Consider the following 18578-nt stretch of genomic DNA (forward strand, 5'->3'; position numbering starts at 1 on the left):
TCACGGCTTGGCGCGTGCCTCGGCCTCTTCGGCCTCGGTGGAAGCCTTGGCGCGCCCCATCACCAGGTTGATCAGCGGCCCCGTCATCGCGGTGGTGACGAGCGCCATCACCAGCAGCATGGTGAAGAGCTCGGGGCCGATCAGGCCGGCGTCCAGCCCGATCTTCATCACGATGAGTTCCATCAGTCCGCGCGCATTCATCAGCGAGCCGGTGGCCAGGCTGTCGCGCCATCCGTAGCCCGCCATGCGCGCGCCGATGGCGCCGCCGGCCAACTTGCCGATGGTGGCCACCGCGACGATCAGCAGCATGGCGCCGATGCTCGCACCCGAGAAGGCATTGGTGGTGGTGCCGAGCCCCGCGAGCGCAAAGAACAGCGGCATCAGCACGACGATGGAAATCGGCTCGATTCGCTCCGTGAGCGAACTCAGCAGGCGGTCGTCGCGCGGCAGGCAGGCGCCGAACAGGAAGGCGCCGAACACGGCATGCAGATGCAGCCATTCGGTCACCATCGCGCAGGCCAGCAGGCCGATCATGAGCGAGGCCATGACCGTGGTCGATGGTTCGCCATCGGGTGCGCGCGTGCGCAGCAGCCATGCGAAGGCCGGCTTCAGGCCGAAGAACAGCACGGCCAGCAGCACGGCCACGCCGGCCGTGGTCTTGAGCAGGCCCGTGTAGCCCTCTCCCGCACCCGCGAGCGCCACCACCAGCGCCAGCAGGATCCAGGCGAACACATCGACCACGGCCGCGGCGCCGAGCGCCAGCTGGCCGAACGGCGTGCGCGTGAGGCCGCGGTCCTTCAGGATACGTGCCATGACCGGAAAGGCCGTGATCGACAGCGCCGCGGCCATGAACAGCGCGAACGGCCAGAAGCCCACGCCCGCGGGCGCGAGTGCCGGATGCAGCGCCGGCGAAATCGCAAGGCCCAGCACCATCGGCACGATGACGCTGAGCGCACCCACATAGCCCGCCGCCTTCAGCTGCGCGCGCACGCCCTGCGTGGCCCGCAGTTCCAGGCCCACCACGAACATGAAGAGCACCAGGCCCACCGTCGAGAGCGAAGACAGGCCTTCGAGATGGCTCTTGGAGAAAAGCTGCGCATGCAGCGAAGGAAACAGCGCCCCCATGACCACCGGCCCCAGCATGAGGCCCGCCGCCATTTCGCCGACCACGCCGGGCTGGCCGACATGGCGCAGCACCCAGCCGCAGATGCGCGCGGTGCTCAGGATGACGATGAGTTGCAGCAGGAGCGAAGTGGCGGACATGAAACCGAGGGTCTGGATGAGCGAAGCACTCGATGTTAGTTTTGTTCGGGCGCCTCGAACCAGCGGTCGGCCCATTGATTGAGCGGCTTCAGGCGCTTGACGAGTTCGCTGCCCGATTCGGTGAGCACGTAGCCCGCATCGGCCAGCGCGACGATGCCGCCCGCGCGCAGCTCCTTGAGACGGTCGTTCAGCACCGAGGGCGACATGTCCCCCGTGCTCGTGCGCAGCGCCCTGAAGCTCTGCGGCAGGCCATCGCGCAGCTCCCAGAGGATTCGCAGCGTGCCCTTGCGGCCCAGTTGCTCCAGCAAGCGCATCACCGGGCGGCGGGATGCGGCGGCGGCCTCCTGTTCTTGCGAGGTTTCAGCGTCGTTCATGCCTGTGTCTTCCTGGGAGGATCGCGTGCCCCTTGCGCTACGTATTTCGTAGCGATAAACTGATTCGGTCGCTACGGATTGCGTAGCGATTTCAATCGCATTCTACGAAGGATCCGACCCATGCCGACCCTCGCTGCACCCCGCGCCTCCGCGCCCCGCATCCCACCGCTGGAAGCGCCTTTCCCCGAACTCATCGCCGACCTGCTGAACCGGATGAATCCGCCTGGGCGCACCGACATCCTCGCGCTGTTCCGCGTGCTGGCCATCAACCCCGAACTGGCCGAGCGCACGCTGGGCCTGGGCCGCTACCTGCTGGGCCGAAAGGCAGCCATCGGCCTGCGCGACCGCGAAGTGGTGATCACGCGCGCCTGCGCCCGCTGCGGCGCCGAGTACGAATGGGGCGTGCACGTGGCGGCCTTCGGCGATGCCGCCGGATTCAGCGCCACCGACCGGCGCGTGATGGCGTCGGCAGCCGAGGACGTGGAACTGCTCGCCCCGCGCGACCGGCTGCTGGTGTCGATGGTGGACCAGCTGCACGACACCTGCCACGTGGACGACATGCTGTGGGAGGCGCTGAGCGCCCACTGGAGCCCGCCGCAGCTGATCGAGCTGATGATGCTCGCGGGCTGGTACCACGCGGTGAGCTATGTGTGCAACGCCGCGCGTGTGCCGCTGGAGAAGTGGGCGGCACGCTGGTGATGAATTTCCTCAGTCGGTCTTCGGGGAGCGCATCAGCCGCAATCCGTTGGCCACCACCAGCAGGCTCGCACCCATGTCGGCAAACACGGCCATCCACATCGTGGCGCTGCCGAACACCGCGAGCACGAAGAACACAGCCTTGATGCCGAGCGCCAGCGTGATGTTCTGCCACAGCACCGCATGCGCGCGGCGCGAAAGGCGGATGGTTTCGGGCAGGCGCCGCAGGTCGTCGTTCATGATGACCACGTCGGCCGCTTCCATGGCCGTGTCGGTGCCGGCGCCGCCCATCGCAAAGCCGATGTCGGCCTGCGCGAGCGCGGGCGCATCGTTGATGCCATCGCCCGCCATGCCGGCCATGCCATGGCGCTGCTGCAGCGCCTTGATGGCATCGAGCTTCTCCTCGGGCAGCAGGTTGCCGCGCACGTCGTCGATGCCCGCGTGCATGCCGATCGCCCTGGCCGTGGCGGCGTTGTCGCCGGTCAGCATCACGGGCGTGACGCCCAGCGCGCGCAGTTCGGCCATGGCTGCCTGCGAGGACGGCTTGATGGTGTCGGCCACCGCGAACAGCGCCAGCACGGCCTGGCCGGAGGCCAGCAGCGTGACGGTGCGCCCCGCTTCCTCATGCTGCTTCAGTTCGGCTTCGAGCGCAGGACTGCACAGCCCCTGCTCTTCGATCAGGCGGTGGTTGCCAAGCACATAGCTGCGGCCTTCGTGCGTGGCCTGCACGCCGCGTCCGGGCAAGGCCGTGAAGTCTCCGACCGGCTGGCGCTCGCGCTTCAGGCCTTCGGCAATGGCCTTCGACACCGGATGATCCGAGCGGCCCGCGATGCTCGCGGCAATGGCAAAGACCACGTCCTCGTCGCCCGCGGGGTCGAGCAACCTCGATGCGACCAGCTTCGGCTTGCCTTCCGTGATGGTGCCCGTCTTGTCGAGCGCCACGGCCTTGAGCTTGCGCGCCTCTTCGAGGTAGGTGCCGCCCTTGATCAGGATGCCGCGCCGCGCAGCCGAGGCCAGCGCGCTCACCACCGTGACGGGCGTCGAGATGACGAGCGCGCATGGGCACGCAATGACCAGCAGCACCAGCGCCTTGTAGATGGCCTCGGTCCAGCTCCAGCCCATGAGCCAGGGCGAGAGCGCCGCAATGGCGATCGCCAGCACGAAGACCGCAGGCGTGTAGACGGCCGCGAACCGGTCGACGAAGCGCTGCGTGGGCGCGCGCGTGCCTTGCGCTTCTTCGACCGCATGGATGATGCGGGCGAGCGTGGTGTTGGCCGCCACGGCGGTGACGCGGAATTCGAGCGCGGCCGTCTGGTTGATGGTGCCCGCGAACACCGGGTCCCCGGCCGATTTGTCGACCGGGATGCTCTCGCCCGTGACCGGCGCCTGGTCGATGGCGCTCGCCCCCTCGGTCACCACGCCGTCCAGCGGCACGCGTTCGCCGGGCCGGATGCGCACGATGGCACCGAGCGCCACCGCATCGGCCTTGGCCCTCTTCCAGCTGCCGTCGGGCTGCCTGACCTCGGCCAGTTCGGGGGCCAGCGCCAAGAGGCCCTGGATGGCGTTGCGGGCGCGGTCGACGGCGCGCGCCTCGATCAGCTCGGCAATGGCATAGAGCGCCATCACCATCGCGGCCTCGGGCCATTGCCCGATCAGGAATGCGCCCGTGACGGCCACGGCCATCAGGGCGTTGATGTTCAGGCGCCCGCGCAGCAGCGCGGCAAAGCCCTTCTTGTAGGTGTCGAGGCCGGCCAGCGCGATGGCCGCGAGCGCAAGCCCCATCTCCACCACCATGGGCCCGGTGCCCTCCGGAGCGAGAAAGGAAACCGTCTCGGCCGCGATGGCCAGCACCAGCGCGGCAATGAGGCGCACGAGGCCGCTGCTCATGCCCGCGATGCCCGCGGGAGCGGGTGCAGCCTGCGCACCGGCAGCCGGACTGCCTGTCGAATCGTTCAGCGGTTCGGGCTTGAAGCCGGCCTTGCGGATGGCATCGAGCGCGCCGGACAAGGCGCTGTCGTCGACCGTGATGGCCATCGTGCGTTCGCCGAGGCGAAAGCGCAGCCCCCGGACACCCGCGACCGGTTCGAGCGCGCGCCGTATTTCAGACTCTTCGACTGCGCAATCCATCGTCGGAATGCGGAAGAGCAAGGCGCCCTTCGGGATGTCGGCGGTGTGGATGGAGGCGGCCGGCGATCCGCAGGCCGTGCTGCCGCAGCAGGCCGTTTCGGCAGCGGCTGGCGCATGGGGATGAGGATGCGGCGCCATCGGTTTCAGGGCATTCTGGTTCGTCATGAGGTCGATTGGAAACCCTGAAGCAGGTGTAGAGTCAAACGACGATTCCTCCACTTCATTCTTGCCGCATCATGAAAATCGGAGAACTGGCCAAGGTCGCGAACACGCCGGTCGAAACCATCCGGTACTACGAGCGCGAGCAGCTGCTGCCCGCGCCCGCGCGCACCGAAGGCAACTACCGCATCTACGACGACGAGCATGCGCAGCGCCTGGGCTTCATCCGCCGCTGCCGTTCGCTGGACATGACGCTCGATGAGATTCGCAGTCTGCTGCGGTTTCGTGATGCGCCGGGAGAAGACTGCGGCGAAGTCAACCAGCTGCTCGACGACCACATCGGCCACGTGGCCGCGCGCATCTCCGAACTCAAGACGCTGGAGAAGCAGCTGAAGGCGCTGCGCCAGCAATGCTGCGGCCCCGAATCGGCGCGGAACTGCGGCATCCTGCAGGGGCTGGACACAGCTGCGCTCGCGACCGAACCCTTCGGGCAGCACGCGGGGCATGTACATGGGTCGCTGCACAACGCATCCGCGAAACGTTCGGCTTGAGGTTTGATTCAAGGCGTGCCCTCGTGCACAGGGCATCGGGTGCTCCCCGCAGCGAAATCAAGGAGGAGGCCGAAGGCCGGGGGACATTCGCGGAGGGGAGTACCCGGTGGCCTGTGCACGCGCCCTGAACAACAGGGTGCTAAAACTCGCTCTACTTGCCGATCAGCTGCGTCAGCTTCTCCGCCTCGAAGCTCTCGTCGAGCGCTGCGTCGCAAGGCACGCAGTCCTTGGGTGCCCGGCTGGGACGACAGCTTCTCGATGGCCTGCCACAGCAGCGCGATCTGGTGTTCCTGGCCCGCGGCGTTGTCGATCAGCCCGCGCATCGCCTGGCTCAGCGGGTCGTCGTCCTGCGTGATGCCGTAGGCGGAGAACTTCTGCGGCGCGGCCACATCGGCGCTCTCGCCGGCCTTCGACGGGATGATGCGTGCGGGAATGCCCACCGCGGTCGCCCCTGCCGGCACCGGCTTGATGACCACCGCATTGCTGCCGATCTTGGCGCCGTCGCCGACGAGGAAGCCGCCCAGCACCTTGGCGCCCGCGCTCACCACCACGTTCTTGCCCAGCGTCGGATGCCGCTTGGTGCCCTTGTAGAGCGAAGTGCCGCCCAGCGTCACGCCCTGGTAGATGGTGCAGCCGTCGCCGATCTCGGCGGTTTCGCCCACCACCACGCCCATCGCATGGTCGAAGAACACCCGCTCGCCGATCTTCGCCGCCGGGTGGATCTCGATGCCCGTGAGCCCGCGCGCCACGTGCGCGATGAAGCGGGCCGGCCACTTGAAACCATGCGTCCAACAGGCGTGCGCCCAGCGGTGCAGCACCACGGCATGGAAGCCGGGATAGACCGTGATCACTTCCCAGGCGCTGCGCGCGGCCGGGTCGCGTTCGAGGATGCACCGGATGTCGGCGCGCAGTCGAGAGAACATCGCTGCCTTTTGTCGTTATATCGATATGGGGACGGCAGTCTAAAGCCCGGGTTCTTCGCGTACGAACGATGGGGGTTTTAGCCGTTCCGGGGCGCCCGGGCCGCATCGGCCATCGCCTTGGCGATGCCGCGAAGGATGTGGATTTCCTCCGGCGTGGGCTGAGCGCGGTTGAACAGCTGCTGCAGCCGCGGCATCAGTTTCTTGGGCGCCGCCGGGTCCAGAAAGCCGATCTCCACCAGCGAACGCTCCCAGTGGTCGAGCATGCCGGCCACCGCCTTTGCATCGGCCGCCTCGATGGGCGCCGTGGCGTCGCGCACCTCGTAGCCGCCCAGCGCAAGCCGCCATTCGTAGGCCACCACCTGGATCGCGGCGCCGAGGTTGAGCGAGCCGAACTTCGGATCGGTCGGAATACTGAGCGCCACGTTGCAGCGGTAGACATCCTCGTTGCGCATGCCGAAGCGCTCGGAGCCGAACAGGAAGGCCACATGCTGGTCGCCCTGCTTCGCCAGCGGCTCCAGGTGCTCGCGCGGGGTGCGCGTGGGCGGCCCGAAGTCGCGCGGGATCATGGCGGTGGCGCACAGGTGGGTCACGCCGTCGAGCGCCTCGTCCAGCGTCTCGACGATGCGGGCATTGGTCAGCACGTCGAGGGCGCCGCTCGCGCGCTGGATGGTTTCCTCGCGCCGCAGCACGTTGGCCCATCGGGGTGCGACCAGCACCAGGTCGTCGAAACCCATGGTTTTCATGGCGCGGGCGGCGGCGCCCACATTGCCGGCGTGGCTGGTCTGGATCAGGATGAAACGGGTGCGCATGGCGGGTTGGGAGACACTAACGGGCGGAGCCGGTAAAATGCCTGATTCTCGCCGCCCGCATCGCCGGACCGCCTCCGGGGGACCTACCCCACCGTTCTTCTCACAATCCAGAATGTCGTCCCCAAACCTGCATCCCATGCTCAATGTGGCCGTCAAGGCCGCACGCGCCGCCGGCGCCATCATCAACCGCGCCGCCCTCGACGTCGAGGCCGTGCGCATCTCGCAAAAGCAGGTCAACGACTTCGTCACCGAAGTCGACCACGCCAGCGAGCAGGTCATCATCGAAACGCTGCTTGGCGCGTATCCGGGGCACGGCATCCTGGCCGAGGAATCGGGCACCCAGCATGGCGCCCAGGATTCCGACTACGTCTGGATCATCGATCCGCTCGACGGCACCACCAACTTCATCCACGGCTTCCCGGTCTATTGCGTGTCCATCGCGCTGTCGGTGCGCGGCAAGATCGAGCAGGCGGTCATCTACGACCCGAGCCGCAACGACCTGTTCACCGCCACCAAGGGCCGCGGCGCCTACATGAACGAGCGCCGCATCCGCGTTTCCAAGCGCACCAGGCTCAGCGAATGCCTGGTGTCCACGGGCTTTCCGTTCCGCAGCGGCGACAACTTCAAGCAGTACCTGGCCATCATGGCCGACATGATGCCCCGCATGGCGGGCCTGCGCCGCCCGGGCGCCGCGGCGCTCGACCTGGCCTACGTGGCGGCCGGCTTCACCGACGGCTTCTTCGAGACCGGCCTGAACCCCTGGGACGTGGCCGCGGGTTCGCTGCTGGTCACCGAGGCCGGCGGCCTGATCGGCAACTTCACGGGCGAGCCCGACTTCCTCGAACAGCGCGAATGCCTGGCCGGCGCACCGCGCATCTACGGCCAGTTGGTGCCGCTGCTCGCCAAGTACTCCAAGTTCGCGGGCATCGACGACAAGATGCGCGCCAGCGACCGCGTGCGCGCCGTGTCGGCCGCCGCGCGGCCCGACGCCGACCCCTCGGTCGACCTCTACGCCCGCAGCACCGTCACCGACCTGACGGCCGCGCCGCTCGACGGCGAGGCGCCCGCTCCCGCGGCCGCACCGGCCGCCCCCGTGCAGCGCAAGCTCACGCGCGTGCGCCGCGACGCGCCTGCAGGCGGCGGCTCCTCCGAAGGCGGCGCTTCCGCCAAGTGATGCAGGGGCCAGGTGCTGCCCTCCGCTTCCGTGCGGCGCTGCGCATCGCGCTGAGCCAGTACGTCGCCAGCGGCCTCACCGTCGCGCTCGGCCTGCTCGTCATCTCGGCCGGCGTGCACCTATGGCTCGGCGCCATCGCGGCCTCGGCCGCCGCGGTGGGCGTGATCGTCACGGCCCCGCCCGACCTGCCCGGCCCGCGCCGCGGCAAGTTCTTCCAGATGCTGCCGGCCCCGCTGATCGGGCTGCCGCTGTTCTTCTTCGTGCAGCTGCTGCACGCCGCGCCGATCCGCCTCGGCCTGGTGCTGGTGCCCGCCACCTTCGTGGCCTTCCTGGCCATGGCATGGGGAAAGCGGGGCATTCCCATTGCCATCGCGGTGATGTTCTCGATGATCTTCTCGATGGCCACGCCCGCGCCGAGCGGCATGGCCGAGGCGCTCGAACGCAGCTGGCACTTCGGGCTTGGCGCCGGGCTCTACGTGATCTGGGCCACGCTCGCCAACCATGCGCTGAATTCGCGCTTTCGCGTGCAGTCGATCTCGGACGTGCTGTATTCGCTGGCCGCGCTGATGCGCACCGAGGCCAGCCAGTTCACCCCGCGCGACGACACCAACGACATCCGCGAAACCCCCGCGCCTTTGCTGGGCCGGCTGCTGCGTGAACAGGCCGCGCTGGCCGATCAGCTGCAGGCCACGCGCGACATCGTGCTCGAATCGCCACGCACGCCGCGCCGGCAGCGGCTGGCCGCCATGCTGGTGATCGTGCTCGAAATGCGCGACCAGCTGCTCGCGAGCGAGCTCGACCTGGACGCGCTCAAGAGCCATCCCGCGCATGCGCAGGCGCTCATCGAGATGCGCCGCGTGCTCGAGGAGCTGGCCGACGACACCACGGCGCTCGGCGACGCGCTGCTGATGGGCCGCCAGCCCGAGGTGGTGGCCGACCGGCGGCCGCGGCTCGCGTCGATCCATCTTTCGGGCGAGGACCATCTGGCGAGCCACGGCCTGCCGGGCCCGAATGCCGCCATGCTCGCGCGCGGCCTGGCCAGCCGCATCGGCCACATCAACGACGAGGTGCTGCGCCTGTCGGCCATGGCGCGCGGCGATGCCGAACCCAACCTTGCGGTGGTGCGCGCCAACTGGCAGATGTTCGTGAGCCCGACCGACTGGTCGTTGCGGCCCTTTCTCACGCTGTGGCGCTGGGACGCACCGCCCTTGCGCCATGCCATTCGCGCGGCGCTGGCCATTGCGGCCGGCTACACGATTGCGGTGTCGCTGCCCTGGGGTTCGCACGACTACTGGATCCTGCTGACCATCGTGGTGGTGCTGCGCGGCAGCCTTTCGCAGACGCTGGAGCGGCGCAACAGCCGCGTCGCCGGCACGCTGCTGGGCAGCGTGCTCGCGGTGGGCTTGCTCTCCGCGCATCCTTCGCCGCTCATGCTGCTGATCATCCTCACGGTGGCGCAGGCCATCGCCCACAGCTTTGCGGTGCGGCGCTACCTGATCACGGCGGTGGCCGCCACGGTGCTGGGCCTGGTGCAGGCGCACATGCTCAACACCGGCGCCGCGCCCATCTTCGCGCTGTTCGAACGCATTGCCGACACGCTGATCGGCGCCGCGCTGGCCTGGGGCTTCTGCTATGTGCTGCCCTCCTGGGAGCGCGGGCAGATTCCGGCGCTGGTGGCGCGCACGCTCACCGCGCAGGCGCGCCACGCACGCCTGGCGCTCGGCCTCGGCCAGCTGCAGGCCGTCGACAGCAGCCCCGAGCTCGAATGGCGGCTCGCGCGCCGCGAGGCCTACGACAGCCTCTCGGCGCTGGTGCAGGCCACGCAGCGCTCGCTGTCGGAGCCGCGCGCGGTGCAGCCGCCGCTGGAGCCGCTCGAACACCTGCAGGCGCACAGCTACCAGTTGCTGGCGCAGCTCAGCGCCGTCAAGTCGATGCTCGTGCTGCGGCGCGACCGGCTCACGGCCGCCGAGATCGAAGGCCCGCTCGCGCGCACCGCGCAGCGCATCGAGGCCGCCATCGGCACCGCGCCGACCACCGGCCCCTCGCTGCCCGAAAGCCCCGGCTCCACGACCGTGGGCGGCCCGATTCCCCTGCCCGACCCGTTCGACAACGACATCAGCCCCTGGCTGCTGCGCCGGCTCGACCTGGCCACGGCACTTTCGACGCAGCTGCGCGACGACGCGGCGCGCATTCTTCAACATCTGAACGAGACAACAGAAGCAACGACGACCACCGCCTGATGACCCAAGAGATATTTGCCCACCCCTGGTTCGGCACCTGGATTGCCGTCCTCATCGCCGTCCCGCTCGCTCTCCTGGTCCACCGCATCGGCGGCCTCATCCTGAAACGGATCACCCGTCCCGCACCCGCGGTGCACGCGATGGTGGTCAACTGCAACGCGCCGGCGCGGCTCGTGCTGCCTCTGGTGGCGCTGCTGCTCATCTTCCAGGCCGCACCCGAGGACCTGCGCTTCCTCGGCAGCGTGCGGCACTTCAACGGGCTGCTGCTGATTGCCGCGACCACCTGGCTCGCGGTGAGGGCCATCAGCGGCTTTGCCGACGGCGTGCTCGCGCAGCATCCCTCCGACGTTGCAGACAACCTCCAGGCGCGCCGCGTGCTCACGCAGACGCGCGTGCTCGCGCGCACGGCCATGTCGGTGGTGCTGGTGGCCGGCGGCGCGATGATGCTCATGACCTTTCCCGGCGCGCGCCAGGTGGGCGCGAGCCTGCTGGCCTCCGCGGGCGTGATCGGCATCGTGGCCGGCCTGGCGGCCAAGCCGGTGTTCAGCAACCTGATTGCCGGGCTGCAGATTGCGCTGGCCCAGCCGATCCGCATCGACGACGTGCTGGTGGTCGAGGGCGAATGGGGCCGCGTCGAGGAGATCACGGGCACCTTCGTGGTGCTCAAGATCTGGGACGACCGGCGCCTGATCCTGCCGCTCAGCTACTTCATCGAGAAGCCGTTCCAGAACTGGACGCGCCATTCGTCGCAGCTGCTCGGCTCCGTCTTCATCTACGTGGACTACGGCATGCCGCTGGCGCCGCTGCGCGAAGAGGTCGAGCGCATCGTGAAAGCGGCGCCCGAATGGGACGGCCGCTTCTTCAACATGCGCGTGACCGATGCGACCGAGCGCAGCATGCAGGTTCGCGTGCTGTGCACCGCCGCCACCTCGGGCCTGGCCTTCGACCTGCGATGCACCGTGCGCGAAGGGCTCCTCGACTTCATGCAGCGGGAGTACCCGCAGTTCCTGCCGAGGATGCGCATCGAGGCCGATCCGCCTCAGGGCGCGGCGGCGGGCTGAAGAAGCGCACGGCAGCGCATCATCCGGACACGGTGCCCGCCGGCACCGCCACCGCGCGCGCCGGGATCGGCACCGACATGACGATCGATGTGCGCGTCTCCCCCAGGTGGTTGATGCTGCTCACGAAGGCCTCGAGATGCTCGATGTCCCGGGCGACCACCTTCAGCACATAGGAATCCTGCCCGGTCACGTGAAAGCACTCGAGCACCTCGCGCCGGCCAACGAGCAGCTTCAGCAGCCGGGCCTTGTCGGGCTGCGCGGTCGTGATGCCGATCAGCGCCGTCACCGTATAGCCCGCCTTGCGCGGCGGAACCACCGCACGGTAGCCCTCGATCACGCCGGCCTCCTCGAGCCGCTTCACGCGCTCCGAGGTCGAGGGCACGGACAAGCCCACCTGCCGCGCCAGCGCCGTCAGCGAGGTGCGCGCGTCCTGCTGGAGCGCGTCGAGGATTTGCCAGTTCTTGGAGTCGATTTCCATGAATCTAAGGTGCAGTTGGGATTTTCACTTCCGATTTCAGGCTTGGCACGCCGCGCGCCTGAATTTCGTCATTCTCGCCACGAAGGCCGCGCCGAACAATTGCGGGCATGGACTTTTCTCTTTTCCTCAAGGCCCTCGTCATCGGGCTGTCGATCGCCGCACCCGTGGGCCCCATCGGACTGCTCTGCATCCAGCGCACGCTCGCGCACGGCCGTGCCATCGGTTTCCTCAGCGGCCTCGGAGCCGCGCTGGCGGATGCGTGCTACGGCGCCATCGGCGCGTTCGGCGTGTCGGCAGTCATCTCGTCGATGGTGGCGGCGCGCGTGCCGCTGGCGCTCGGCGGCGCGGCCTTCCTGGCGTGGATGGGCGTGCAGCTGCTGCGCACACCGGCCGCCACCCAGGCCCGGACCGCGCAGGACGCCGCCACGCCGCTCAAAGCCATGCTGTCGGTGTTCATGCTCACGCTCGCGAACCCGATGACGATCCTGTCCTTCGTCGCGGTGTTCGCATCGATCGGCACCGGACATGCGGGCAGCAGCGGCGGCGCCGCCGCCGCCGTGACGATGGTGGTGGGCGTTTTTCTCGGATCGGCACTGTGGTGGATGGGCCTGTCGACCGTCGTGTCGATGGTGCGGCACAAGCTCGGCGCGCGCGTGCTGCAGTCCATCAATCGGCTGTCGGGCGCGCTGCTGCTGGGCTTTGCGGTGTTTCAGCTCTCGGCGCTGCTGTCGCGCTGATCCGCACGCCGGCGCCGGCGCAGCGGCGGGCGCTGGAGGTTGGTGAACGCCCGCAGCAGCCACTCCGCCGGGCCGTAGGCGAAGCGGTGCATCCACCACCAGCTCAGCGCCAGGTTGCCCGCGAAGATCGCGAACGCGACCGCAAATGTCGCCAGCGGCCCGATCGTTCCGATCCACCGCAGCCCGTAGGCCAGGAAGATCCACGCGCAGACCAGCGATTGCAGCAGATAGTTCGACAGTGCCATGCGGCCCGCCGGCGCCAGCAGTTGCACCAGCAACCGACCCCGCCCGGCCTGAAAAACGAGCAGCATGCCGGCCGCGTACGCAGCAGACAGGAACGGCGCCGTCAGCAGGGCGACCGCGAGGCCCTGGATGTCGCGCACCGGGTCGTTCAGCCGGAGGGTTGGCCAGGCGTAGGCCAGCGCTCCCGGCAGGCCGATGACGAGGCCCCACAACAGCACGCGCCACAGCAGGGCGCGATGCGCTTCGACATGCGCCAGGAGCCCGCGCCTGCCGGCAATGAAGCCCGCGAAGAACATGGCCAGCGCCTCCGGCGCCTGCACCAGCCCCGTGATCCACCACGTCTGCGAGAGATCGCGCAAATGCTGCACGACCACCATGGCGGGCGTGGCGCGGTAGGCGGCCAGCGCCGCGGCGGCTTCGGCGTACGCCGCCTGCGTGGCCATCAGCATGTCCATGTGCGTGTACATCTGGCCGACGGCGGCCCACAGCAATGAAGTGAGCAGCACCAGCGCGATGCCCGCGCACGCCAGGAACACATCGCCGCGCCTGCGCAGCATGAGCAGCACGGCGCCCAGCACCGCATAGGTGGTGAGGATGTCGCCGTAGTAGAGCAGCACGGCATGCACGACGCCGATGACCCACAGGCCGACGTGCCGCCGCACCATGCGCGGCACGAAAGCTTTTCCGTCGCGCTCCGCCGACCGCATCTGCAGCGTGAAGCTATAGCCGAACAGGAACGAGAACAGCAGGTAGAACTTGTTCTCGAACACGAAGGCCCGCACGAACGACGCGCAGCGGTCGGCCAGCGAGACACCCATCGGATCGGGAACGCCCAGGCCGTAGTAGGTCGACGCGAAGCTCGCGATGTTGACCACCAGGATGCCCAGCAGCGCGAAGCCGCGCAACGCATCGACCATCTGCTGGCGTTCGTTCGATGCGGCGCCGCCCGGGCTGTGCACGGGAGAGTCATGGGGCGCCATGTCTTTGGGAGCGGTGTTCATGCAGTGTTTCCGAGTCTGGCACCAGCCCGTCCCCCGCGCACCGCGGCCGCGACGATTCCGCGGATCGCCTCGACCAGCAGCCGCACGCCCTCGCCCGCTTCGCCGCCGCGCCGCACCGTGAAGCCCACCGGCCCTTCTGTGCTGGAGGTGTCGATGGCCACGCGCTTCAACGCGCCCTGCGCAATGAAGCCCTCGACGGCACCCTGCGGGGCGAACCACACCGCATCGCAGCGCTGCAGCAGCCCGACCACGAAGCTCGTATCCGTCGCCTCCACCAGGCGGTTGGGCAGCGCCATGCCCTGCGCGATCAGGAAGGCATCGGCCGTGTGCCGGATCAGGGTGCCCGAAACGGGCAGCACCAGCGGATGGGCGGCCAATGCATCGAGCGTCGGCTTGCGGCGCGCGGCAAGCGGATGACCGGGGCGCACCACCAGCAGCAGCGGTTCGCTGTAGAGCTGCTCGAACGCCAGGTCGGCCATGGCCGAGGCTTGCGCGAGCCGGCCGAGCACGAGGTCGATCTCGCCCTGGCGCAGTTGCGTCATCAGCTGCGCATTGGTGCCGCTCACCACGCGCACGCGCAGCGCCGCGTGCGATGCGTTCAGACGTGCGACGGCTTCAGGCAGCAGGTTGGCCGCCATGTTGGGCAGGACGCCCACGGCCACGCGCAGCTGATCGGCTTCGGGCTGGTCCATGGCCAGGCCCATGCCTTCGCGCAGCCCGCGCAGCGCGGAGACCGCATGGCGCACCAGCACCTCGGCCGCCGGCGTGAGCTCGACGCCGCGGCGGCGGCGCAGCAGCAACTGGCGGCCGACGATTTCTTCAAGCTCGGCAATGGTCTTGGACACCGCAGGCTGCGTGAGCGCCAGGGCCTTGCCCGCACGCACGAGGTTGCGCTCCTGCGCCACCATCACGAGGCATTGCAGGTGGCGCAGCTTGAGGCGCGTAAAGTTGTTCATGGCTGACATGCGGGTCTTCCCTGTGAGGCGGCCGCTCAAATATAACCAGATGGAATAGCTGGCAGAAGAGCTTTCAGTTGTGCGGGCGGCTTCTGCCTTCTAGAGTGGCCTCCGATACGGAGACAAGCAAAGACATGACCACCGGTTTCTCGAAGAAGAACGCCCCGGGCGCATCGCGCCGCCTGGCCCTTGCCGCCGCTGCCTGCGCGGCGTTTTCCCTCGCCCTGGGCAGCCCGGCCGCACATGCCGATGCGGCCTACCCCGCGAAGCCGGTGAAATTCATCACCAACTTCCCGGCCGGCGGCCCGCTCGACATCCTCGGCCGCGCGCTGAGCGACGTGCTCCAGAAGGAGCTCAGGCAGCCCTTCGTGGTCGACAACCGGCCCGGCGCCGGCGGCAACATCGGCGCCGACCTCGTGGCCAAGAGCCCGGCCGACGGCTACACGGTGCTGCTGAGCATCGACACCACCTTCACCATCAACCCGCACCTGTACGCGTCGATGCCCTTTGCAGCCAAGGAACTGAAGCCGCTGATGATCTTCAGCTCGTCGGGCCTGAGCTTCGGTGTCGCGCCGGCCGTGAAGGCGAAGACGCTGCCCGATTTCATCGCGCAGGCCAGGACCGAGGCCGCCACCTTCAGCTCGGCCGGCAACGGCAGCCCCGGGCATCTTGCGGCCGAGATCTTCTCCAGAGCGAGCGGAGCGAAGATCACGCACGTGCCCTACAAAGGCAATGCACCGGCCGTGATGGCGCTGCTGGGCAATGAGGTGCAGGCCGGCATCCTTGCCACGCCGGGCCTGCTGCCGCAGGTGCAGAGCGGCAAGCTGCGCGCGCTGGCCGTGACCGGCCGCCAGCGCTCGCCGCTGCTGCCCGAGGTGCCCACGGTGGGCGAGCTCGGCCTCAAGAACCTGGAATTCGAGGTGCTCTACCTCGCGATGGTGCCGGCCGCCACGCCCGAGCCGGTGATGCAGGTGCTGCGCCAGTCGCTGCAGAAGGCGCTGGCGCTGCCCGAGATCAAGGCGCGCCTGGCCTCGCTCGACATGGTGGCGCTCGGCGAGACCGGCGGCCCCGCGGTCGAGCACCTGGCAACCAACCAGGCGCGCTACGGCCGCATCGTCAAGGCGACCGGGATGAAGGTGGACTGACACCGCCCGCCCCGCGGCGCCCCCGGTCCGCCTTGGGCAGCACGGCCTCTTCCACCATGTGCTCGGCCCGCGCCTGCAGGCAATGCAGGGATTCGTCGAGGCGTGCCGCGTCTTCCTTGTTCAACGCACCCATCAGCTCGGCATTGATCTTCGTGACCAGCGGAAAAAGCTCCTCGTACAGCGCCTGCCCGCTTTCGGTCAGGCCCAGCAGCACCTGCCGCCGGTCGCCCACGCGGGCCACGCGCGAGACCAACTGCTTTTGGACCAGCGAACCGACGGCCTTCGAGGTGCGGGCGCGGTCGAGCTGGGCATGCTCGGCCAGCTGGGAGGACCCCAGTTCGCCGCGGCTCGCGAGCACCGCGATCAGCCGCCATTCGCGCCGCGTGATGCCGAAGCGGCCCTCGCACAGCCGGATCACCATGCCGCCCGCAACCCCAACCAGCCGCGACAGCCGGTACAGCAGCAGGTCGTCCAGCGAGCGAGGCGGCGCGGTCATTGGGGGTTAGTCCGGGGGATGGTTGATTAGATCAATCGAATGTAGCGTCTCTAAAGTCGTTCGGGATCGAACGCCAACCCGAGAAGAACCCGGAGACACCGCCCCATGCCCACCACGCCCCCTTCCGCCTTCGACCGCCGCCGCGCACTCGCCGCCCTGGGCGGGCTTGCCCTGGCGCCGTTCGCCTTCGATGCGCGGGCCCAGGCCTTCACGCCCGGCCAGCCGGTCAAGGTGCTGATCGGCGTGCCCGCCGGCGGCACGCAGGACGTGCTGACGCGCGCCATCGCCCAGCAGGTGCGCGCCACGCTGGGCCCGCTCATCATCGACAACCGCGCGGGCGCGGCGGGCCGCATTGCGGCGGAAACCGTCAAGACGGCCGCGCCCGACGGCCACACGCTGCTGCTGGGCACGGCCAGCATGATGACCATGTTCCCGAGCGCGTACCGCAGCCTCTCGTACGACCCGGTCAAGGATTTCGTGCCGATCATCAACGCGGCGCGCTTCGAGCTGGCGCTCACCGTGCACAAGGACGTGCCCGCCAACACGCTGGCCGAATTCATCGCCTGGGCCAGGGCGCAGGGCGACAAGCTGAGCTTCGGCTCCTACGGCGCGGGCACGCCCTCGCACTTTCTCGGCGAAATGCTCAACCGCACGGCCGGGCTGAAGATGGTGCACGTGCCCTACCGCGGCTCCACCCCCGCGCGGCAGGACCTGATGGGCGGCACCGTGCCCGTGTACTTCGACACCGTCGGCGGCGCGCAGCAGATGCTGCCCACGGGCCGCGTGAAGGTGCTGGCCACCAGCGGCGAGAAGCGCTCGCCGCTCATGCCCAACCTGCCATGCTTCGTCGAAGCCGGCTACAAGGACGTGGTGGCCACCGCGTGGTTCGCCTACTATGCGCCGCTCAAGACGCCGCAGCCCGTCATCGACAGGCTGCGCGCCGAGTTCACCCGGGCCGTCAATGCGCGCGAGGTGCGCCAGCTGCTGCTGCAGAACGGCATGTACCCCGTCGGCGACGGCAGCGAGGCACTACTGAAGACCATGCGCGAGGACACCGCACGCTGGGCGGGCATCATGAAGGCCGTGAATTTCCAGGCCACCGACTGAACAACCGAACGAACGATCGAACGAGGAGGAACCCCGACATGTTGAAGACCACCCCCATCACCCGCCGCCTTGCCGCGCTGCTTGCCGCAGCCGGCTTCATGGCATCCATCGCCACCATGGCCACCACCGCGGGCGCGCAGACGCTCGACAGCCCGCTGCACATCATCGTCGGCTACGCCCCCGGCGGCGCCACCGACCGCGTGGCGCGCATCGTGGGCGACAAGCTCGGCGCCAGGCTGGGCGTGCCGGTCGTCGTCGACAACAAGCCCGGCGCGGGCGGCCGCCTTGCCGCGCAGCAGGTCAAGAACACGCCCGCCAGCCAGAACGTGCTGATGCTCGCCAACCCGGCCGTGATGGTGGTGGCGCCGCTCGTCTTCAAGGACAACAACTACGATGCCGAGCGCGACTTCGTGCCCGTGTCGCACGTCAACAGCTACGACTTCGCGCTGTCGGTGTCGCCCACGCTGCCGGTGCGCGAACTGAACCACCTGCTGGCGTGGATGCGCGCCAACCCCAACCAGGCCAACGTGGGCGTGCCGGCCACCGGCAGCCTGCCGCACTTCTTCGGCCTCATGGTGGGCGAGAAGGCCAAGGTGCAGACGCAGGTGATCGGCTACCGCGGCTCGGCCCCGCTGCTGAACGACCTGATCGGCGGCCAGGTGCCCATTTCCGTCGATACCGAGGACGTGGTGCTGCCGCAGCACAACGCCGGCAAGCTGCGCATCCTGGCGCTGTCGGGCGAAAAGCGCTCGCCCTTCGCGCCGAACATTCCGACCTTCAAGGAAGCCGGCCTCGACCTGGCCGCCACCGGCTGGAACACCTTCTTCGCGCCGGCCAGCATGCCCAAGGCCAAGGTCGAGCGCCTGGCCATCACCATCCGCGAAGTCATGCAGGACCCGGACACGCAGCGCAAGTTCAAGGATGCCGGCATGACGCCGGTGGTGAGCACGCAGGCGCAGACGATGGCAATGCTCAAGGCCTATCGCACGCAATGGGCACCCGTCGTGCAGAAATCCGGCTATCAGCCCTGAACCTTTC

At 68.8% G+C, this 18578-nt stretch carries 17 protein-coding genes and 1 pseudogene; 9 read left to right on the forward strand and 9 right to left on the reverse strand.

All coding sequences use genetic code 11. From position 1 onward, the window contains the following. Positions 1–1263: a cation:proton antiporter gene (locus VAPA_RS18140; RefSeq protein ID WP_021008219.1), complete on the reverse strand. Its 1263-nt coding sequence runs from the start codon at positions 1261–1263 to the stop codon at positions 1–3. 35 nt (positions 1264–1298) lie between these two features. Then, on the reverse strand, positions 1299–1637 hold the full coding sequence (locus tag VAPA_RS18145) for a winged helix-turn-helix transcriptional regulator (RefSeq protein ID WP_021008220.1): 339 nt from the start codon (positions 1635–1637) through the stop codon (positions 1299–1301). Positions 1638–1757: 120 nt separating this feature from the next. Here VAPA_RS18145 and VAPA_RS18150 point away from each other — a divergent pair, with 120 nt between their 5' ends. After that, positions 1758–2336: a carboxymuconolactone decarboxylase family protein gene (locus VAPA_RS18150; RefSeq protein ID WP_021008221.1), complete on the forward strand. Its 579-nt coding sequence runs from the start codon at positions 1758–1760 to the stop codon at positions 2334–2336. Between the two features lie 9 nt (positions 2337–2345). Here the strand turns inward: VAPA_RS18150 and VAPA_RS18155 are convergent, their stop codons facing one another. Further along, positions 2346–4625: a heavy metal translocating P-type ATPase gene (locus VAPA_RS18155; protein WP_021008222.1), complete on the reverse strand. Its 2280-nt coding sequence runs from the start codon at positions 4623–4625 to the stop codon at positions 2346–2348. A 71-nt stretch (positions 4626–4696) separates the two neighbouring features. Between VAPA_RS18155 and cadR the strand changes: the two genes are divergently transcribed. Next, positions 4697–5170 (forward strand): Cd(II)/Pb(II)-responsive transcriptional regulator, encoded by a 474-nt coding sequence (cadR, locus tag VAPA_RS18160; RefSeq protein ID WP_021008223.1) that lies wholly within the window; start codon positions 4697–4699, stop codon positions 5168–5170. Positions 5171–5321: 151 nt separating this feature from the next. Here cadR and cysE read toward each other — a convergent pair. Together cysE and VAPA_RS18170 are read right to left on the reverse strand one after the other, a co-directional pair. Beyond that, a pseudogene (cysE, locus tag VAPA_RS18165) lies at positions 5322–6093 on the reverse strand (serine O-acetyltransferase). Positions 6094–6170: 77 nt separating this feature from the next. Continuing rightward, a complete protein-coding gene (locus tag VAPA_RS18170) occupies positions 6171–6902 on the reverse strand; it encodes an RNA methyltransferase (protein ID WP_021008225.1) in 732 nt (243 codons plus the stop codon). Positions 6903–7014: 112 nt separating this feature from the next. Between VAPA_RS18170 and VAPA_RS18175 the strand changes: the two genes are divergently transcribed. From VAPA_RS18175 to VAPA_RS18185, 3 genes are read left to right on the forward strand one after another with little or no spacing between them, the layout of a single operon-like run. After that, positions 7015–8076: an inositol monophosphatase family protein gene (locus VAPA_RS18175; protein ID WP_021008226.1), complete on the forward strand. Its 1062-nt coding sequence runs from the start codon at positions 7015–7017 to the stop codon at positions 8074–8076. Continuing rightward, positions 8076–10316, forward strand: coding sequence for an FUSC family protein (locus tag VAPA_RS18180; RefSeq protein ID WP_021008227.1), 2241 nt, complete (start codon positions 8076–8078; stop codon positions 10314–10316). Before VAPA_RS18175 ends, VAPA_RS18180 begins: the two co-directional genes overlap by 1 nt. Next, positions 10316–11377 carry a mechanosensitive ion channel family protein gene (locus tag VAPA_RS18185; protein ID WP_021008228.1) on the forward strand — a complete coding sequence of 354 codons (1062 nt, stop codon included), beginning with the start codon at positions 10316–10318 and terminating at the stop codon, positions 11375–11377. The genes VAPA_RS18180 and VAPA_RS18185 overlap by 1 nt, the downstream gene beginning before the upstream one ends. A 19-nt stretch (positions 11378–11396) precedes the next feature. Here the strand turns inward: VAPA_RS18185 and VAPA_RS18190 are convergent, their stop codons facing one another. Further along, positions 11397–11855 (reverse strand): Lrp/AsnC family transcriptional regulator, encoded by a 459-nt coding sequence (locus tag VAPA_RS18190; protein WP_021008229.1) that lies wholly within the window; start codon positions 11853–11855, stop codon positions 11397–11399. A gap of 107 nt (positions 11856–11962) precedes the next feature. Between VAPA_RS18190 and VAPA_RS18195 the strand changes: the two genes are divergently transcribed. After that, a complete protein-coding gene (locus VAPA_RS18195) occupies positions 11963–12592 on the forward strand; it encodes a LysE/ArgO family amino acid transporter (protein WP_021008230.1) in 630 nt (209 codons plus the stop codon). Here VAPA_RS18195 and VAPA_RS18200 read toward each other — a convergent pair. Further along, the gene (locus tag VAPA_RS18200; RefSeq protein WP_051255336.1) at positions 12565–13815 is read right to left on the reverse strand and encodes a DUF418 domain-containing protein; all 1251 of its coding nucleotides are present in this window, start codon (positions 13813–13815) and stop codon (positions 12565–12567) included. The two genes, VAPA_RS18195 and VAPA_RS18200, sit on opposite strands and share 28 nt — an antisense overlap. 17 nt (positions 13816–13832) lie before the next feature. After that, positions 13833–14792, reverse strand: a complete 960-nt coding sequence (locus VAPA_RS18205) for a LysR substrate-binding domain-containing protein (protein WP_230558892.1) — start codon at positions 14790–14792, stop codon at positions 13833–13835. 134 nt (positions 14793–14926) lie between these two features. On the opposite strand from VAPA_RS18205, the gene VAPA_RS18210 reads away from it, so the two are divergent. Continuing rightward, positions 14927–15937 carry a Bug family tripartite tricarboxylate transporter substrate binding protein gene (locus VAPA_RS18210; protein ID WP_021008233.1) on the forward strand — a complete coding sequence of 337 codons (1011 nt, stop codon included), beginning with the start codon at positions 14927–14929 and terminating at the stop codon, positions 15935–15937. Here VAPA_RS18210 and VAPA_RS18215 read toward each other — a convergent pair. Further along, positions 15909–16433, reverse strand: coding sequence for a MarR family winged helix-turn-helix transcriptional regulator (locus tag VAPA_RS18215; RefSeq protein ID WP_021008234.1), 525 nt, complete (start codon positions 16431–16433; stop codon positions 15909–15911). The genes VAPA_RS18210 and VAPA_RS18215 overlap by 29 nt on opposite strands. Before the next feature lie 105 nt (positions 16434–16538). On the opposite strand from VAPA_RS18215, the gene VAPA_RS18220 reads away from it, so the two are divergent. Beyond that, positions 16539–17540 (forward strand): Bug family tripartite tricarboxylate transporter substrate binding protein, encoded by a 1002-nt coding sequence (locus tag VAPA_RS18220; protein ID WP_021008235.1) that lies wholly within the window; start codon positions 16539–16541, stop codon positions 17538–17540. Between the two features lie 38 nt (positions 17541–17578). After that, positions 17579–18571 carry a Bug family tripartite tricarboxylate transporter substrate binding protein gene (locus tag VAPA_RS18225; RefSeq protein WP_021008236.1) on the forward strand — a complete coding sequence of 331 codons (993 nt, stop codon included), beginning with the start codon at positions 17579–17581 and terminating at the stop codon, positions 18569–18571. The last annotated feature ends 7 nt before the right edge of the window (positions 18572–18578 follow it).

The sequence above is a fragment of the Variovorax paradoxus B4 genome, from assembly GCF_000463015.1.
GTDB lineage: Bacteria > Pseudomonadota > Gammaproteobacteria > Burkholderiales > Burkholderiaceae_C > Variovorax > Variovorax paradoxus_E.

What these genes read in the sequence shown, in the direction of transcription:
- VAPA_RS18140 (WP_021008219.1), bottom strand. Translation starts at nt 1,263, where the DNA reads ATGTCCGCCACTTCGCTCCTGCTGCAACTCATCGTCATCCTGAGCACC.
- VAPA_RS18145 (WP_021008220.1), bottom strand. Translation starts at nt 1,637, where the DNA reads ATGAACGACGCTGAAACCTCGCAAGAACAGGAGGCCGCCGCCGCATCC.
- VAPA_RS18150 (WP_021008221.1), top strand. Translation starts at nt 1,758, where the DNA reads ATGCCGACCCTCGCTGCACCCCGCGCCTCCGCGCCCCGCATCCCACCG.
- VAPA_RS18155 (WP_021008222.1), bottom strand. Translation starts at nt 4,625, where the DNA reads ATGACGAACCAGAATGCCCTGAAACCGATGGCGCCGCATCCTCATCCC.
- cadR (WP_021008223.1), top strand. Translation starts at nt 4,697, where the DNA reads ATGAAAATCGGAGAACTGGCCAAGGTCGCGAACACGCCGGTCGAAACC.
- VAPA_RS18170 (WP_021008225.1), bottom strand. Translation starts at nt 6,902, where the DNA reads ATGCGCACCCGTTTCATCCTGATCCAGACCAGCCACGCCGGCAATGTG.
- VAPA_RS18175 (WP_021008226.1), top strand. Translation starts at nt 7,015, where the DNA reads ATGTCGTCCCCAAACCTGCATCCCATGCTCAATGTGGCCGTCAAGGCC.
- VAPA_RS18180 (WP_021008227.1), top strand. Translation starts at nt 8,076, where the DNA reads ATGCAGGGGCCAGGTGCTGCCCTCCGCTTCCGTGCGGCGCTGCGCATC.
- VAPA_RS18185 (WP_021008228.1), top strand. Translation starts at nt 10,316, where the DNA reads ATGACCCAAGAGATATTTGCCCACCCCTGGTTCGGCACCTGGATTGCC.
- VAPA_RS18190 (WP_021008229.1), bottom strand. Translation starts at nt 11,855, where the DNA reads ATGGAAATCGACTCCAAGAACTGGCAAATCCTCGACGCGCTCCAGCAG.
- VAPA_RS18195 (WP_021008230.1), top strand. Translation starts at nt 11,963, where the DNA reads ATGGACTTTTCTCTTTTCCTCAAGGCCCTCGTCATCGGGCTGTCGATC.
- VAPA_RS18200 (WP_051255336.1), bottom strand. Translation starts at nt 13,815, where the DNA reads ATGGCGCCCCATGACTCTCCCGTGCACAGCCCGGGCGGCGCCGCATCG.
- VAPA_RS18205 (WP_230558892.1), bottom strand. Translation starts at nt 14,792, where the DNA reads ATGAACAACTTTACGCGCCTCAAGCTGCGCCACCTGCAATGCCTCGTG.
- VAPA_RS18210 (WP_021008233.1), top strand. Translation starts at nt 14,927, where the DNA reads ATGACCACCGGTTTCTCGAAGAAGAACGCCCCGGGCGCATCGCGCCGC.
- VAPA_RS18215 (WP_021008234.1), bottom strand. Translation starts at nt 16,433, where the DNA reads ATGACCGCGCCGCCTCGCTCGCTGGACGACCTGCTGCTGTACCGGCTG.
- VAPA_RS18220 (WP_021008235.1), top strand. Translation starts at nt 16,539, where the DNA reads ATGCCCACCACGCCCCCTTCCGCCTTCGACCGCCGCCGCGCACTCGCC.
- VAPA_RS18225 (WP_021008236.1), top strand. Translation starts at nt 17,579, where the DNA reads ATGTTGAAGACCACCCCCATCACCCGCCGCCTTGCCGCGCTGCTTGCC.